The organism is Arthrobacter ruber, from assembly GCF_002954225.1.
GTDB lineage: Bacteria > Actinomycetota > Actinomycetes > Actinomycetales > Micrococcaceae > Arthrobacter_D > Arthrobacter_D ruber.
The window spans coordinates 186,449-199,420 of sequence record NZ_PPTH01000012.1 but is presented as its reverse complement, the minus strand read 5'-3'; the positions used below and the strand labels follow the sequence as shown (position 1 = coordinate 199,420).

General features: G+C 64.1%; 12 protein-coding genes. 9 read left to right on the top strand and 3 right to left on the bottom strand.

Annotated elements, in window-relative coordinates:
* The first annotated feature begins 298 nt into the window (after window positions 1-298).
* The 3 genes from CI785_RS03790 to CI785_RS16975 all read left to right on the top strand — a co-directional run bounded on the left by CI785_RS03790 (window position 299) and on the right by CI785_RS16975 (window position 3,795).
* Window positions 299-2,542 carry a rhamnogalacturonan lyase gene (locus CI785_RS03790; protein ID WP_205753555.1) on the top strand — a complete coding sequence of 748 codons (2,244 nt, stop codon included), beginning with the start codon at window positions 299-301 and terminating at the stop codon, window positions 2,540-2,542.
* Window positions 2,543-2,871: 329 nt separating this feature from the next.
* The gene (locus CI785_RS03785; RefSeq protein WP_157940153.1) at window positions 2,872-3,240 is read left to right on the top strand and encodes an SdpI family protein; all 369 of its coding nucleotides are present in this window, start codon (window positions 2,872-2,874) and stop codon (window positions 3,238-3,240) included.
* Window positions 3,241-3,246: 6 nt separating this feature from the next.
* Window positions 3,247-3,795: a glycosyl-4,4'-diaponeurosporenoate acyltransferase CrtO family protein gene (locus CI785_RS16975; RefSeq protein ID WP_157940152.1), complete on the top strand. Its 549-nt coding sequence runs from the start codon at window positions 3,247-3,249 to the stop codon at window positions 3,793-3,795.
* 401 nt (window positions 3,796-4,196) lie between these two features.
* Here CI785_RS16975 and CI785_RS03775 read toward each other — a convergent pair whose 3' ends face one another.
* Window positions 4,197-4,754: a GNAT family N-acetyltransferase gene (locus CI785_RS03775; RefSeq protein WP_105030765.1), complete on the bottom strand. Its 558-nt coding sequence runs from the start codon at window positions 4,752-4,754 to the stop codon at window positions 4,197-4,199.
* Window positions 4,755-4,816: 62 nt separating this feature from the next.
* On the opposite strand from CI785_RS03775, the gene CI785_RS03770 reads away from it, so the two are divergent.
* Both CI785_RS03770 and CI785_RS17740 read left to right on the top strand, forming a co-directional pair.
* The gene (locus CI785_RS03770) at window positions 4,817-5,341 is read left to right on the top strand and encodes a GNAT family N-acetyltransferase (RefSeq protein ID WP_157940151.1); all 525 of its coding nucleotides are present in this window, start codon (window positions 4,817-4,819) and stop codon (window positions 5,339-5,341) included.
* The gene (locus tag CI785_RS17740) at window positions 5,338-6,027 is read left to right on the top strand and encodes an HAD family hydrolase (protein ID WP_105030763.1); all 690 of its coding nucleotides are present in this window, start codon (window positions 5,338-5,340) and stop codon (window positions 6,025-6,027) included. Before CI785_RS03770 ends, CI785_RS17740 begins: the two co-directional genes overlap by 4 nt.
* Here the strand turns inward: CI785_RS17740 and CI785_RS03760 are convergent.
* Complete coding sequence (locus tag CI785_RS03760) at window positions 6,024-6,752, bottom strand: hypothetical protein (protein ID WP_105030762.1); 729 nt, start codon at window positions 6,750-6,752, stop codon at window positions 6,024-6,026. The two genes, CI785_RS17740 and CI785_RS03760, sit on opposite strands and share 4 nt — an antisense overlap.
* Window positions 6,753-7,244: 492 nt before the next feature.
* Here CI785_RS03760 and murJ point away from each other — a divergent pair, with 492 nt between their 5' ends.
* On the top strand, window positions 7,245-8,768 hold the full coding sequence (gene murJ, locus CI785_RS03755; protein WP_240614984.1) for a murein biosynthesis integral membrane protein MurJ: 1,524 nt from the start codon (window positions 7,245-7,247) through the stop codon (window positions 8,766-8,768).
* A gap of 123 nt (window positions 8,769-8,891) precedes the next feature.
* Here the strand turns inward: murJ and CI785_RS03750 are convergent, their stop codons facing one another.
* The gene (locus CI785_RS03750; RefSeq protein WP_240614983.1) at window positions 8,892-9,842 is read right to left on the bottom strand and encodes an ATP-grasp domain-containing protein; all 951 of its coding nucleotides are present in this window, start codon (window positions 9,840-9,842) and stop codon (window positions 8,892-8,894) included.
* Between the two features lie 542 nt (window positions 9,843-10,384).
* On the opposite strand from CI785_RS03750, the gene CI785_RS03745 reads away from it, so the two are divergent.
* The 3 genes from CI785_RS03745 (at window position 10,385) to CI785_RS03735 (ending at window position 12,933) form a co-directional block, all read left to right on the top strand.
* Window positions 10,385-10,747 carry a YidH family protein gene (locus tag CI785_RS03745; RefSeq protein ID WP_105030759.1) on the top strand — a complete coding sequence of 121 codons (363 nt, stop codon included), beginning with the start codon at window positions 10,385-10,387 and terminating at the stop codon, window positions 10,745-10,747.
* Window positions 10,744-11,088 (top strand): DUF202 domain-containing protein, encoded by a 345-nt coding sequence (locus CI785_RS03740; RefSeq protein WP_105030758.1) that lies wholly within the window; start codon window positions 10,744-10,746, stop codon window positions 11,086-11,088. Before CI785_RS03745 ends, CI785_RS03740 begins: the two co-directional genes overlap by 4 nt.
* A gap of 408 nt (window positions 11,089-11,496) precedes the next feature.
* Window positions 11,497-12,933: an AI-2E family transporter gene (locus tag CI785_RS03735; RefSeq protein WP_105030757.1), complete on the top strand. Its 1,437-nt coding sequence runs from the start codon at window positions 11,497-11,499 to the stop codon at window positions 12,931-12,933.
* Window positions 12,934-12,972 lie beyond the last annotated feature (39 nt).

Here is a 12,972-nt window from a genome sequence, read left to right as displayed (position 1 = left end):
GGAACCGAGCCGAGATCTCGGATCACTGCCTGCTCGCGAGGGCCGATGCTTCCAGCGGTCATCTATCCGTCGGTGCACGGACGGGTACGCCCCCCGCAACAGCAACCAGCCCCCGATCTGCGCGGCGTCGCGGTCCTTCTGGGGCTTCCGCCACACGGACGGGCCAGGTTGGTATGCCTCCGATGCGTCTGTTGCTCTTGACAACTGATCGAAGACGGAAGCACCATGGAGCCGTTAAGGAAAGCGCTTTCCATGGTGGAAGGACCAATGGTCCCTCCACCAGCACACATCAAGGGAGATGAGTATGGTTTCGTTCATCCATCCACGAATGCCACGGCGGGCACTGGGAGCCGCGGCAGTTGCCGCCGTCGCTGCCGCGACGCTCGTGGTGACGCCGGCCGCGGGGGCGCCGGACAACACACCGATCCGCCAGGTGGAATACCTCGACCGCGCCCCGGTCGCTGTCACGACCGAGGGCGGAGTCTACGTCGGCTGGCGCATGCTCGGCCTCGACGCCGAGTCGATCGGTTTCCACGTCTACCGCGACGGCGTCCGTATCACTGAAACCCCGATTACGGGCAGTACCAACATGCTCGACGCGGAAGGAACCGGTGATTCGGTCTATCGTGTGACGGCGCTGATCGATCAGCGCGAGGTGACTGTAACTGACGAGTTCACGCCGTGGGGTGATCAGTCCCTGGACATCCCGCTCCAGCGACCAGCAGGCGGCACGACGCCCACGGGTGAGGCCTACGAATACGAAGCCAACGACGCGTCGGTAGGTGACCTCGATGGCGATGGGGAGTACGAGGTCGTCCTCAAGTGGAACCCGACGAACGCGAAGGACAACTCACGTACCGGCTATACGGGCAACGTGTACCTCGACGCCTACAAGCTCGACGGCACCCGGCTGTGGCAGATCGACCTCGGCCGGAACATCCGCGCTGGAGCGCACTACACACAGTTCCAGGTGTTCGATTACGACAGTGACGGCCGAGCAGAAGTCGCCATGAAGACCGCGGATGCCACGGTCGATGGTGCCGGCACGGTCATCGGCGACGCGGCGGCGGACTACCGCAATACGAGCGGCCGTATCCTGATTGGACCCGAGTACCTGACCGTCTTCGAAGGCATGACAGGTGCGGCACTGGACACTATCGACTATGTACCGGGGCGCGGAGAGCTTGCATCATGGGGTGACACCAGCGGCAACCGGATGGACCGCTTCCTCGCCGGCACCGCCTATCTCGACGGCGAGAAGCCCAGCATGATCTTCAGCCGCGGGTACTACGCAAAGACCACTATCGCCGCATTCGACTTCGTCGATGGTGAGATCGAAGAGCGCTGGCTATTCGACTCCACCACGTCCGGCAACCAGTTCGCCGGGCAGGGCAACCACAATCTCTCGATCGCGGACGTCGACGCCGACGGCGCTGACGAGATCGTCTTCGGATCGATGACCATCGACAGTGACGGCACCCCGCTATACACCACCGGCCTCGGTCACGGCGACGCGATGCACGTCACCGACCACATCCCCTCCCGTGAAGGGCTCGAGGTCTACTCGGTGCACGAGAGCATGCCGAGCAGCGGACAGCGTGCAGCGACGATGCGCGACGCGGCGACCGGTGAGATCCTCTGGTCGATACCCGGTACCCGTGACACCGGCCGTGGCGCCGCGGGCGATATCGACCCGACCCATGAAGGCAATGAGGCGTGGGCAATCGGAGGCACCTACAAGTTCTACTCGAAGGTCGGATCGCTCCGCGCGGCAGACGGCACTGACCTCGGCACGAGCATCCCCGCAGCCAACTTCCTCACCTGGTGGGACGGGGACCTGCTGCGCGAGATAACCGACCACGACTACACCGACCCGGCTGAGCTTGCCACCGGCGCGACGCCCACCATCTCGAAGTGGAACTGGGAGTCGAGCACCGAGGACCGCCTGCTCACACTTGACGGCACCCTCACCGGCAACGGCACCAAGGGCAACCCGGCTCTTCAGGCCGACCTGTTCGGTGACTGGCGCGAGGAGCTCGTCTATCGCAGCGCGGACCATTCGTCCTTGAAGATCTTCACCACCACCGATCTCACCGAGCACCGGATCCGCACCCTGATGCACGACCCGGTGTACCGGCTGGGCGTTGCGTGGCAGAACACCGCCTACAACCAGCCCCCTCACACGAGCTTCTTCCTCGGCGAGGGAATGACGACGCCGCCCGCGCCGAGCATCGCCTACGTGAACGCCCCGGCGCCCGACAAGACAGCACCGCTGGTCACCGAGCTCAAGGACACCAAAGTAGGTGCCAAGCGTGGCCTCACGGTCGACGTGAGAGGAGAAGATGCTGAGTCGGGTATCCGCTCACTCACCGTCACCTTCAACGGACAAGAGCTCGCCGGGATCGATGGCCGCTACGAGCTGCCCATCGAAGGCCTCAAAGGCAGCTTCGAACTGACTGCCACCGCGGTCAACCACGCCGGTATCGAAACCACCACCACGGCCGAGATCACCGTGCGACCGGGCAACAGCAAACCTCAGTAGCGCAATCAGGAGAACTGAACGGAAATATCGCAGGTGCGGGCGGCGGGGCCGATGCCCCGCCGCCCGCATCTGCTCTTCCCAGTGGCGAGACACGCTTCAGAGACAGGGGCCTTTCCGTCATTCGACCACAAGGCCTGACCTGCACCACACTCCTCGGCCTGCGTCGCTGCACATTCCCGGCCCGCTCGGGCGCGACCGCGGTATACGTCGAGCACCTCGGTCTAGACTCACGAGCATGACCCTGGGAAGGAACGGACAACCACGATCACGATCGGGCCATGCGAATTGCCAGCGGCCACTGACCCTGGGCGTCCTGCTGGTAGCGCACCGTGTCTGAAGAAACGATCGGCCTGGCCGTCCTACTTCTCACCCTCATCCTTCTGCCTGCTGTCTGCGTCTTCGTGACCCGCCAAGCAGCCGAAGGCCTCATCAGCCGGAACGCCAGTGCCGGGATCCGGACCAGGTACACCCAAGCCTCCGATGAAGCATGGATCGCAGGGCACACCGCAGCTCTTCCTGTCGTGAGGAGGATGTGGGTGGCCGGTGTCGCCGGGATCCTGATAGCAGTGGGTGCTCACTTCCTGGCCGGCGGTCTGGCCGGACCCGTTACCGCCTTCGTGGCGCTTGTCATACAAACCATGATCCTTTCCCGGTCTGCTGCAGCTGCCAATCGGGTCGCGCGCACGACGGCCGGATAGCCGGCGATGGCCGAACGCGGGAAGCCTTTCGGCTCAGTGGTTGCAGGTCTAGGGATAGGCGTCGGCCTGGCCGTTGCGGGCTGGTCAGCGATAGGTCCGGATCATCCTGTCTTCGCCGTCGTCGCACAGGCCGGCTTCCTCCTCATGGCCCTGCTGGTGGGACCCGCGCTGGTCGACGTCGGACGGTCCCGCTATCGGGTCAGGGATACTGAACCCCGGCTTTACGCGCTGGTCGGTGCTGAGGCGGTCCGTCGCGTCCTTGACTCCGTGGGCTGGAACCGAATCATCAGCCGGATGCGACATTCGGAGAGCGGATCCTCCATGGTGTCCCGGTTTCTCAGGGGAACGGAGCAGTCAGAGACTGCTCATCTCCTCGGTGCTGTTGCAACAGCACTACTGGCGGTTCTTGCAGCGGCCACGGGACATGCTCAAGGATCTGCTCAGCTACTGCTCACTGGATTCGTGCTGCACGGATATCCGGTCATGATCCAGCGGATGGTGCGCTTCACGATCGTCAGCCGACAAACCCGTACGTCGCCGAAGCCGTATTGCTAGGAACCCCTGAACCAACGATGAAGTTCCTGATATGGGGGGCCTAGGCGGCCGATCATCCGTCAGCGGTCGGCGACACTGTGAGCTATTTCGAGTCAGGCGGGCTTTTCGAGGGATGTCGGCGGGTTCCGCCTTTGGTAGCAGGCACTTCAGAACGTGATCGAGGGGCGTCGATGACTACTGGCGGCTGTTCAGGTCGTGAATCTGTTGCTTCTCCTCCGCGGTGAGGTCTGAGACGGCAAGGATGTCCTGCAGCACAGCGGACCTGCCGGCTATGTACCGGTGTATGTCCATGCCGGGCTCATCAGCCAGGTGTTGTCTTACAGCGCCTCGATGGTGATGCCGGCACTGTATCGGTCAGTCATCGGGCCAGACTACGGTTTGCGCCTGCTGACCTGGCGGTTTCAATTGCGTACGGCGGAGTACAACAGCATGTCACGTCGCCGGCCGGCGATCTCCTGGTAGGAGCGGAGCAGTCCCTCGCGGAGGTACCCGGCCCGCTCCGCTGTCCTGATGGAGGCAGTGTTCCAGGGCTCTATGTAGAGCTCTGTCCGATGCAGTCCGGGGATCGTCCAGGCGAAGGAGGTGACAGCGCGCAACGCATCGGCTGCAAGATGTCGGCCCCGGCAGGACGGGGCGATTCCATAGCCGATCGTCGCGCGGCCGGCCGGCAGCTCGCGCACCCACAGGCCGGTGAATCCTGCGCAGCGCCCTTCCGTGTGGTCGACGATCGCGAAGGAGAATCCCGTGCCGGCTGTGTGCCGTGTCTGCTGACGATGGATCCATTGCTGTGCCTGGTCATCTGCCGCGTTGAGGGGAAGAGTCCCCATCGCGGGGACGTAGGGATCCCGGGAGAGTTCCATGGCCATGGGGGCGTCCTCCGGGCGGAACGCCCGCAGCGTGACGTTCCCGAAGGCCGGGTCGATGGCAGGCCACAGGTCGGTGAGTTCGGGCAGATTCATCCTCCGAGTCTGCCAGCTTGGCACCACCAGCATTGATGGGCGGGCCGGTAGGTTGGGGGGGCATGCACCCGACGGCGTTGCGTCTGAGACCCCTGCAGCACCAGGATGCGAAGACCCTAGCCGGCTGGGGTCAGGATGAGCTTTTCTGCTGGCACGCCGGATGGACCGTGACCTCGTCGGCAGCCCTGGATGATTTCTGGGTGAGGCACATTGAGGAGCCGCCTGATGGGTTGGTCCGGTTGGCAGCCGAAGACGCCGACCGAGAGCTAGTTGGGTACGTGGATCTTCATGGCTCTAACCCGGGCGAGAGGGAGCTCGGGTTCGTGATCGGCCCTTCACGCCACTGGGGATCCGGGCTTGGCCGACGAGCCGCAGAAGCCGCGCTTACGTACGGGTTCAAGGAACTGACCCTGGAATGCGTCTGGGCTGAAGCCCTCGCCGCGAACATCGCATCCGTGAAGATCCTTCGCTCCGTGGGGATGCAGGAGACAGGGGAGGGTGGGCCCGGTGTGTTCCTAGGCAAGGACAGCTACTACCTGCAATTCCGTACGACGCGGGATAACGGGATGGGAAGGTTGGAACGATGAGCATTCCAGCCGGAGTCCGCGGGGTGGTCTTCGACGTCGGGGAGACACTGGTCGATGAGTCCCGCGCCTGGACGATACAGGCCGAACGCGCGGGAGTTACACCGTTCGCGTTGATGGGGCTGCTAGGTGCCCTCATCGCGCGGGACGAGGACCACCGTCGGGTGTGGGAGATGCTCGGGGTTGAGCGCCCAGCAGATCCTGCCCGGATCGAGCACATTGACCTGTACCCGGACGCGCTGGATTGCCTGCGGGCGGCCAGACACGCCGGCCTCGTCGTTGGAATAGCCGGAAACCAGCCAAGCGGCGTCGAAACCCAGCTCCGCGGGCTCGGCTTCGATGCGGGCTTCGTCGATTCCTCAGCCGCCTGGGGCGCGGCGAAACCCTCGGCAGCCCTCTTCGCCCAGATTATTCAGGCGGCACAGCTCGACCCTGGCGAGATCATGTATGTCGGGGACCGCGTGGACAACGACATCCTGCCCGCGCATCAGGCCGGCATGCGAACCGCTGGTCACTGTTGCAGGTGTCGTCCGGCAGCCATACCGACCACCTGTCCTGGAGGGCCGACTCCACATCGATGTTGTGGTTCTCAGCCAGCAGCATCACCTGACCGAGCACATCGGCCGGTTCGGAGCGGAAGCTCGCTTCGACCTCTGTGGGGGTTGGTGAGTGTGTCTCCCCGCTACTAGCTCGGCTTGGAGCGGCTGGTCAGGCGGTAAGTCGTGCCACCTTCGCTCGGCCGATACTCGATGAAGTGCATCAGCGAGGCTATGCACAGGGCGATGGCGCTCATCTCCAGAGTCTCCTCGAGCAGAGTGAGAACGAAAAAGGCTGACTCGAATCCGCTGTCGGCCAGTGCCAGTCCGGAAAGTGTCTCTACTCCAATACCTCCACCGACGAAGGTGACGCCAGCGAGGAGCAGTCCGTTGCGCACTCCAGCGGGTAGGGACAGCACCATGCGTAGGAGAAGGGCTACGAAGAGTGCTGCGATGACCAAGCCGGGGAGCACCCATACGAAGTGGAGGTCGAGAGGTATGTGCTTGCTCAACTCGGCCCCGATGACATCGAGTCTTTCGTGCATCTCGAGCATCTCGTCGAGGGAGAACAACACGCAGATGAATGCGAACAGGGCCCACGAGAGTCGGAAGCGAGTTGCTTTGCGCGCAAAATAGCCGCCGAGGAGACCGGCAACCACCCACATGATCGAGCTGTACCAGGTGGGGATGTTGATCTCTCGGCCTACGTCGAAGAAATAGAACCAGAAGTGAACATCATCGAAGGTTTCCGGGCTGGTTCTTCCAAGGGCAAGGTAAAGGGCGCCGCTGATGAAGCTCAGGACCGCACACGGTATGAGCAGGATCAGGAAGGTCTTGATCAGGCGGATCTGTTCCCATCCTCCGCCTTCGCCCGACACATTGGCATGCCGTGCCTCTTGCGGGCCCGATAGGTGGGGGGACGGCGGAGTTCTGGACACTGAAAACCTCGCAGATTCACTTCGATAGTAGTTTGCGTCTGTCCTGATGCTGGAACCCCATCGAGCAGTGCCCGTGACTGCTCGGTCCGGTCAGACCGTGCCAGGCGTAGGTCCTGGAAAGCAAAGCTTGAGTGTACTCAACGGTAACAACAGGTGATAGTCGGTCAGAAACGGTAGGACCAGCCACCAAGCCTCACGCCGGGGTGGTTGGTGTCGTTCAGGATGGAATCCGACGATGGATCAGATTCGCGGGAGGGAGGAGAATACCAAGTCCTCCACCGAGGCCACTCCTTCGTCACCTCGTCAACAGGTCGGGCGCACTTGCCCGGTACTTCTTCGCCCAGCCCTTGCTGGCGAGTTGATTAGCGGCCCTTTCGGGCTCGTGCTTGAATGGGAAGGTTTGGGTAAGGCATCGGGTCGGGAGGCAAACAGGTGAGTGTCTCCCGTGCTGCCGTCGTCGTGACGGCGCTGACGGCGGTCTCCACAATCTTCGGTTTCGTCCGGGACGTGGTGATAGCAGCCGTATACGGAGCCGGCCCATCACTGGATGCCTATCTGGTGGCGCAGGGCCTGATGAACGTGGTTCTGGGTCTGGTGGCGTATGCGATGGCACGCTCGGTCACTCCCGTGATCGCGCGCGAAGTCGCGGCTGAAGGATCAACCTGCGCGAGTCATCGAAGTTTCGACACTGCCATCACCGTCACCATGGTGGTTCTCGGTCTGGGTGCCATCGTGGTGGGGATGTGCGCGGGTCCGGTGACAGCCCTCCTCGCGCCCGGGTTCGAGGGCGAGCAGGCCGATCTCGCCGTCCTGTTGACCCGTATCGTGCTGCTCGCCACCGTCCTGATCGCGGGCACGGATCTCCTTGCCGCCGTCGCGCAGGCTCATGGAAAAGTTGTCTGGTCCTCCCTGCAGGGTGTCCCGTTCAACATCATCATGATCGGTGCTGCAGGCCTGTTCGGCCCCCGCTTCGGCATCGAGGCCCTCGCCGTCGGTTTCGTCATCGGATCCGCGGCCAGGTTGCTCCTGCAGCTTCCCCCCCTCCGGTCGCTGGGTCTGCGGGTGCGACCGCGCTGGGACGTGCGGGATCGAGGCTTCGGTGAGATCGCTCGGCTCATGCCACCGCTGCTCGTCGGCAGTGCGATCAGCAATGTGAACTCGCTCGTCGACCGGGCTGTCGGCTCCACACTGGGCGACGGCGCGATCACTGCCCTGTCCTACGGGTGGCGCCTGGTGAACCTGCCGGAGACCTTGCTGATCGCATCCCTCCTTGTTCCGCTGTACCCGGCGCTCGGGGCAGCGGCCGGCAACCTCCCGGAGATCAGGCGGCTGGTGAACCGGGGCCTGTCGGTCACGGTCACGATCCTGGTGCCGTTGACGCTTGTCCTGATGGTGGCGGCGTTCCCACTCTCCTTCGTCGCGTACGGTCGTGGAGAGTTCACCGTCGAGGACGCCCGGGCGACCGCCGTAGCGGTCCTCTGGTACGCGCCTGCCCTGGTGGCGATGGGCGTGAGGCAAGTCATGGTCAGCACCTCCTATGCGCTGGGGGATTCCAAAGCGCCGGTGGTCGTGTCCCTGATCGCGATGGTCATCAACGTCGCCGGCGATATCTCCCTCGCGCCCGTGATGGGAGTGGCCGGCATCGCGCTGGCGACCAGCGCCTCATTGGGTTTCGCAGCGATCGCCAACGGATGGCTGTTGGCGCGCCGGCATCAGGCACTGGCTGTGGGGGAGGGAATGAGGCTGATAGGACGAAGCACGGCGATCAGTATCGTCGCCGTCGTCGCCGGCCTCACCGCCCTGCGTCTCAGCGAAGGAACACCAGCACTGCTGCAGGGCGGACTGACCGGACTCGTCGTCCTCGCTGCCTACGTCGCTGGTCTGGTGCTGATGCGGGCCCCGGAACGCCGCGTACCGTTGGACATGCTCAAGGCCGCCCGGCGACGTCGAGCCTGAGAGCGACCCATCCGCGCTTCTCCGAACCTCCGCACAACCAGATCGGGAAGGGCGATCGCCCCGCAACAGGGGGCACGCTGACTGTGTCAGGTTCCGATGAGATCGGACCACAGAAGCCAGGAGCTAGGACCGGCGGAAGCGCCCCAGCGTCAGCACCACCGAGGGGCGGATGTCCTGCGGGTCCCAGATACTGTGGCGGGCGCGGGCAGACCATTGCAGGGTGTCGACGAGGTCCCGGAGGAGACCGCCGCGTCGTTCTATCCGTGCGCGTCGCAGATCCCCGGCGACCCAGGAGTACCGGGCGCCGATACGCGCGTCTCCCAGATCGGGGCTCTTCGATCCCAGAACGGACTCGGCCCAGGCTGCAACGAGTCCGGGACGTGCCGATTCGGCGAGGGCGAGAGACCCGAAGAAACGCCCGTTGAAATCGATCAGGTGGGGCACACCGTCATCGCCGGTGAGGAACTGCAGTTCCACCAGGCCGTGCCACCCCAGTTCCAGGAGCATCGATTCGACCTTCGTAACCAGGTCCTCGTTCACGGGCACCGTGTAGGCGCGGGCCGATGCCCCGTTCGGGGTCGGCCATAGGCGGGTCGAAACCTGCTGTGTCCGCCCATGCAACCGACCGTCGTGGAAGACCCCGATCAGTGCCCCGAGGCTGCCATTGACGGGTCGCTGCAGGATCGGCTCTGCTCCGGCTGCCCGGATTCGGAGGACCTGCGGGCGGGCGGTAGCAACGTTGGCGAAGAGCTTGGCTTCGATGCGCAAGGGATGGGTCTGATTCGGCGCCCAGTGCTCCTTGCACTTGATCACCAGCGGCCCCGACCATGCAGCCAACGCTTGATCGGTCGCCAGCTCCGTGTGCGGAGACGCCAGTCCGGCCTTCTCGGCGAACTGTGCAAGCCTGACCTTGTCCAGGACTGTTTCGACGACGTCATAGTCTGGATGGGCTACGGGAACGGGGATCTGCGTGCGGTACGCGGCCAGGGCCGCCATCCAGTCATCTCCACCACCGAACACAAGGTCGAAGCCGCCCGAGCCCGCAGCGCGACGGACCCCCTCGACGAAAGGCATTCCGTCATTGCGAGGCCGTGGAACACGGTAGGTCACATCGCACGAGCTCGAGGAACCAAGGACACCGCCGCCATCAGGAGTTCCTACGCCCACGTACCAGCCAGCCCTCTTGAAAGCTCGGGCCGCGGCGAGGGCCCCTCGATCACGTCCCGTGGACACGATCAGCACTCGCGGCGTCGGTACCGGAAGCGACGACGATGCCGGGCAGGAGAAGGGGCTCGGTGGATTGTGCATGGTGAAACCTCGGCAATGAACTCGGTTGGCGACCTCCCCAGACGGCCACCACGGCGCAGGCACCATCAGCACCTCGTACCACTACGCTAACGAGCGAACACGAGAGGCGAATGAGCGACACGACGTGAAAGACGATCCTGTCGCTGCAACGCCGGTGACCTCGGTCACTGATAACGTCACCGCTGGTCCTCCTTGAAGAAGTCCGCGTGAGGGCCACCTGAGAGTTGGTCGAGGGTTATGTGCGGCTTCTGTGCTTGCCATGGCTGCGAGGGTAAGGGCGTCATGATCGCCTGTCTGGAGGTACACGCATGACCGATCAACGGTTCCCGAAGAACCTGTTCCGCGCCGGTGAGGATCCGGATCCGCGATTCACATTGGCCAACGAGCGCACATTCCTCGCCTGGATCCGCACCGCGTTGGCGTTGATCGCCGGAGGTGTGGCTCTTGAAGTCTTCGGGCTGAGCCTGCATCCCGGGTTCCGCCTGACGGCGTCCTTCCTGCTCATCGGGGCAGGGGTCCTGGCGCCCGTTCAGGCGTGGTTCGGCTGGCTCAGTACGGAGCGGTCGCTGCGGCATCAGCGTTCCCTCCCGAGCTCGATCTCGGGGCTGGTCATCGCCGTCCTCGTCTGCGCCGCCGGTATCTGTGTCATCCTCGGCATCGTGCTTGCGTGAGCGGTGACCGGGAGCTGTTCGACGTCGGCCTGCAGCCCGAACGAACAGCGTTGGCCTGGAGGCGCACTGCGCTGTCCGTTGCTCTAGGATCTCTTGTCGCCTTCAGGTTGCTGCCAGAACTACTCGGCAACCCCTCCTGGTCGGTTACAGGTTTCGTCGGCGTCCTGTGCGCGGCACTGATCTGGGCCACCTCCGAATGGCGCTACCGCGCGTTCTACCACCATCATGTATCGCGGCCTCACACCCCGTTCGGTGCATGGCCACTCCTGCTGCTCGCGGCAGGGACCTTCCTGCTCGGCCTCGGTGCCACAGTCCTCGCCCTCGCCCTCGTTCTCCCCTGACGACCAGGAGACCCGCGTCCTGTCACCAGCACCAGAAGCACCCGGCGACCGCGACCCGCAAGCCTTCCTGTTGCACATACGCGGCTGAAGCGCTGACGTCGATGTCCTCGAGATACTTTCTCCTCGATCTTTCCGACCCCAGCGGCTAGCTTTCCGACAGATCAGGGTAGCGGGATTCGTGAACACTACCTTCATCCTGTCGCCTGCCTACTAGAGGTCTCCGTCAAGCTCGAGCCAAAGCTGTCGGAAACGGCGAGTCGTTGGTGCACGCACTCCTGCCGGCGACACATCTTGACGACGATTGCCACTTCTGACTCTCGCCCCCGACAGTATCGTTTTGGCCTTGAATGAGCAGCGTCATTCACGCAGCTCAGCACCGACCCGGACCGGACCGAAAGGCCACTGCTCATGAGCTCTACCACTTCGCAACCAGCTCCACGACAAGCGATCGTCCGTCCACCCACCATGGCGGACCCCTGGGGAGGTCCGCTGGGGCGCGCAGCTCACAAGGCGATCCAGGTGCTCGTCCTGCTGGCCCTGTTCACCGTGGTGGTCTACGCCCTGGTCCAGGTCCGCCTGGTCGTCATCCCGCTGCTGCTGGCGCTGATCCTGGCGTCGGCGATAGGACCCTTCGTGTCCTGGCTGCGGCGTAAGGGTTGGTCGAGTTCCCTGGCGACAGGGGTGTCCTTCGCCCTTCTGCTCTCGCTCATCGGTGGCTTCCTGACAGGGGTCGTGTTCGCCGTCATCGGACAGACCGACACCCTCGTCAGCAGCGCCGGACAGGGCGTGAACCAGCTCATCGATTTCGTGCAGGACGGGCCCATCCCCGTGAATGACGGGCAACTGAACGCCCTCCGGGAAGCTGCCGCAGATTTCGTCACCAGCAGCACCGCCGGCACCACCGCGCTGGCCGGGCTCAGTGCGGCCACGAATTTCATCACCGGGTTGCTGCTGCTGGTGGTCATCCTGTTCTTCTTCCTCAAGGACGGCGAGAAGATCTGGGCGTTCGTCCTTCGGGCCTTCAAGGGAACCCGCCTGGTCAAGGCGCGGAAAGTCGGAGACCAGAGCGTAGCGGTGCTCGGCGGGTACGTCCGCGGAACAGCGATCGTCGCAGCTGTCGACGCATTCTTCATCGGCCTCGCCCTGGTCATCCTCGGAGTACCGCTAGCCCTGCCGCTGGCTGCGATCGTATTCATCGGAGCGTTCATCCCGCTGGTCGGCGCGACACTGGCCGGAGCCCTCGCCACCGTCGTCGCCCTGGTCACCAACGGACCCGTGACCGCCCTGATCGTCCTAGGTGTCGTCGTCCTCGTCAATCAGCTCGAGGGGAACTTCCTGCAGCCCGTCGTCATGGGCCACACCCTCAACGTCCACCCTCTGGTCATCCTGGTCGCGCTCACCGCAGGTACCGTCCTCGCCGGCATCATCGGCGCTGTTCTCTCCGTCCCCCTCACCGCCGTCGCCTGGGCAGGCATCAAAGCGTGGAACGCTGAGCGAGACGAGGACATCACCGATCACCAGATCATTCGAGCCGAAGCCCACACCCTCATGGACGAGCAAGGCCACGGACCCAGCAACACCCCCGATCCTCGCGATACAGCGGATAGCCCGGACAACGTGGACGGCGCGGATGCTCAGCGCCCCGCGGGAGATCACGTGAAGGAGTACGACGAGGCCCACGCCCACTCCTCCCTACTGGAAGAACGGACCCCTGTTGCCTCACGGCAGGACGCGCTAAAGGACGCGCCACCCGACCCTCATCCCGCCACTGGCTCCACTCCTCGTTCGACAAACGATTCAGGCGACGACCCTCACTCCGGAGCCACCAGCACCAAGGAATGGTGACATCGGCAGATCCTATGGCGGCCCTCAAGGAGGCCTAGC

Coding starts and splice junctions, on each gene's coding strand:
- CI785_RS03770 (WP_157940151.1), top strand. CDS start 4,817: ATGCACCCGACGGCGTTGCGTCTGAGACCCCTGCAGCACCAGGATGCG.
- CI785_RS17740 (WP_105030763.1), top strand. CDS start 5,338: ATGAGCATTCCAGCCGGAGTCCGCGGGGTGGTCTTCGACGTCGGGGAG.
- CI785_RS03745 (WP_105030759.1), top strand. CDS start 10,385: ATGACCGATCAACGGTTCCCGAAGAACCTGTTCCGCGCCGGTGAGGAT.
- CI785_RS03790 (WP_205753555.1), top strand. CDS start 299: ATGAGTATGGTTTCGTTCATCCATCCACGAATGCCACGGCGGGCACTG.
- CI785_RS03750 (WP_240614983.1), bottom strand. CDS start 9,842: ATGCCTTTCGTCGAGGGGGTCCGTCGCGCTGCGGGCTCGGGCGGCTTC.
- CI785_RS16975 (WP_157940152.1), top strand. CDS start 3,247: ATGGCCGAACGCGGGAAGCCTTTCGGCTCAGTGGTTGCAGGTCTAGGG.
- CI785_RS03775 (WP_105030765.1), bottom strand. CDS start 4,754: ATGAATCTGCCCGAACTCACCGACCTGTGGCCTGCCATCGACCCGGCC.
- CI785_RS03735 (WP_105030757.1), top strand. CDS start 11,497: ATGAGCTCTACCACTTCGCAACCAGCTCCACGACAAGCGATCGTCCGT.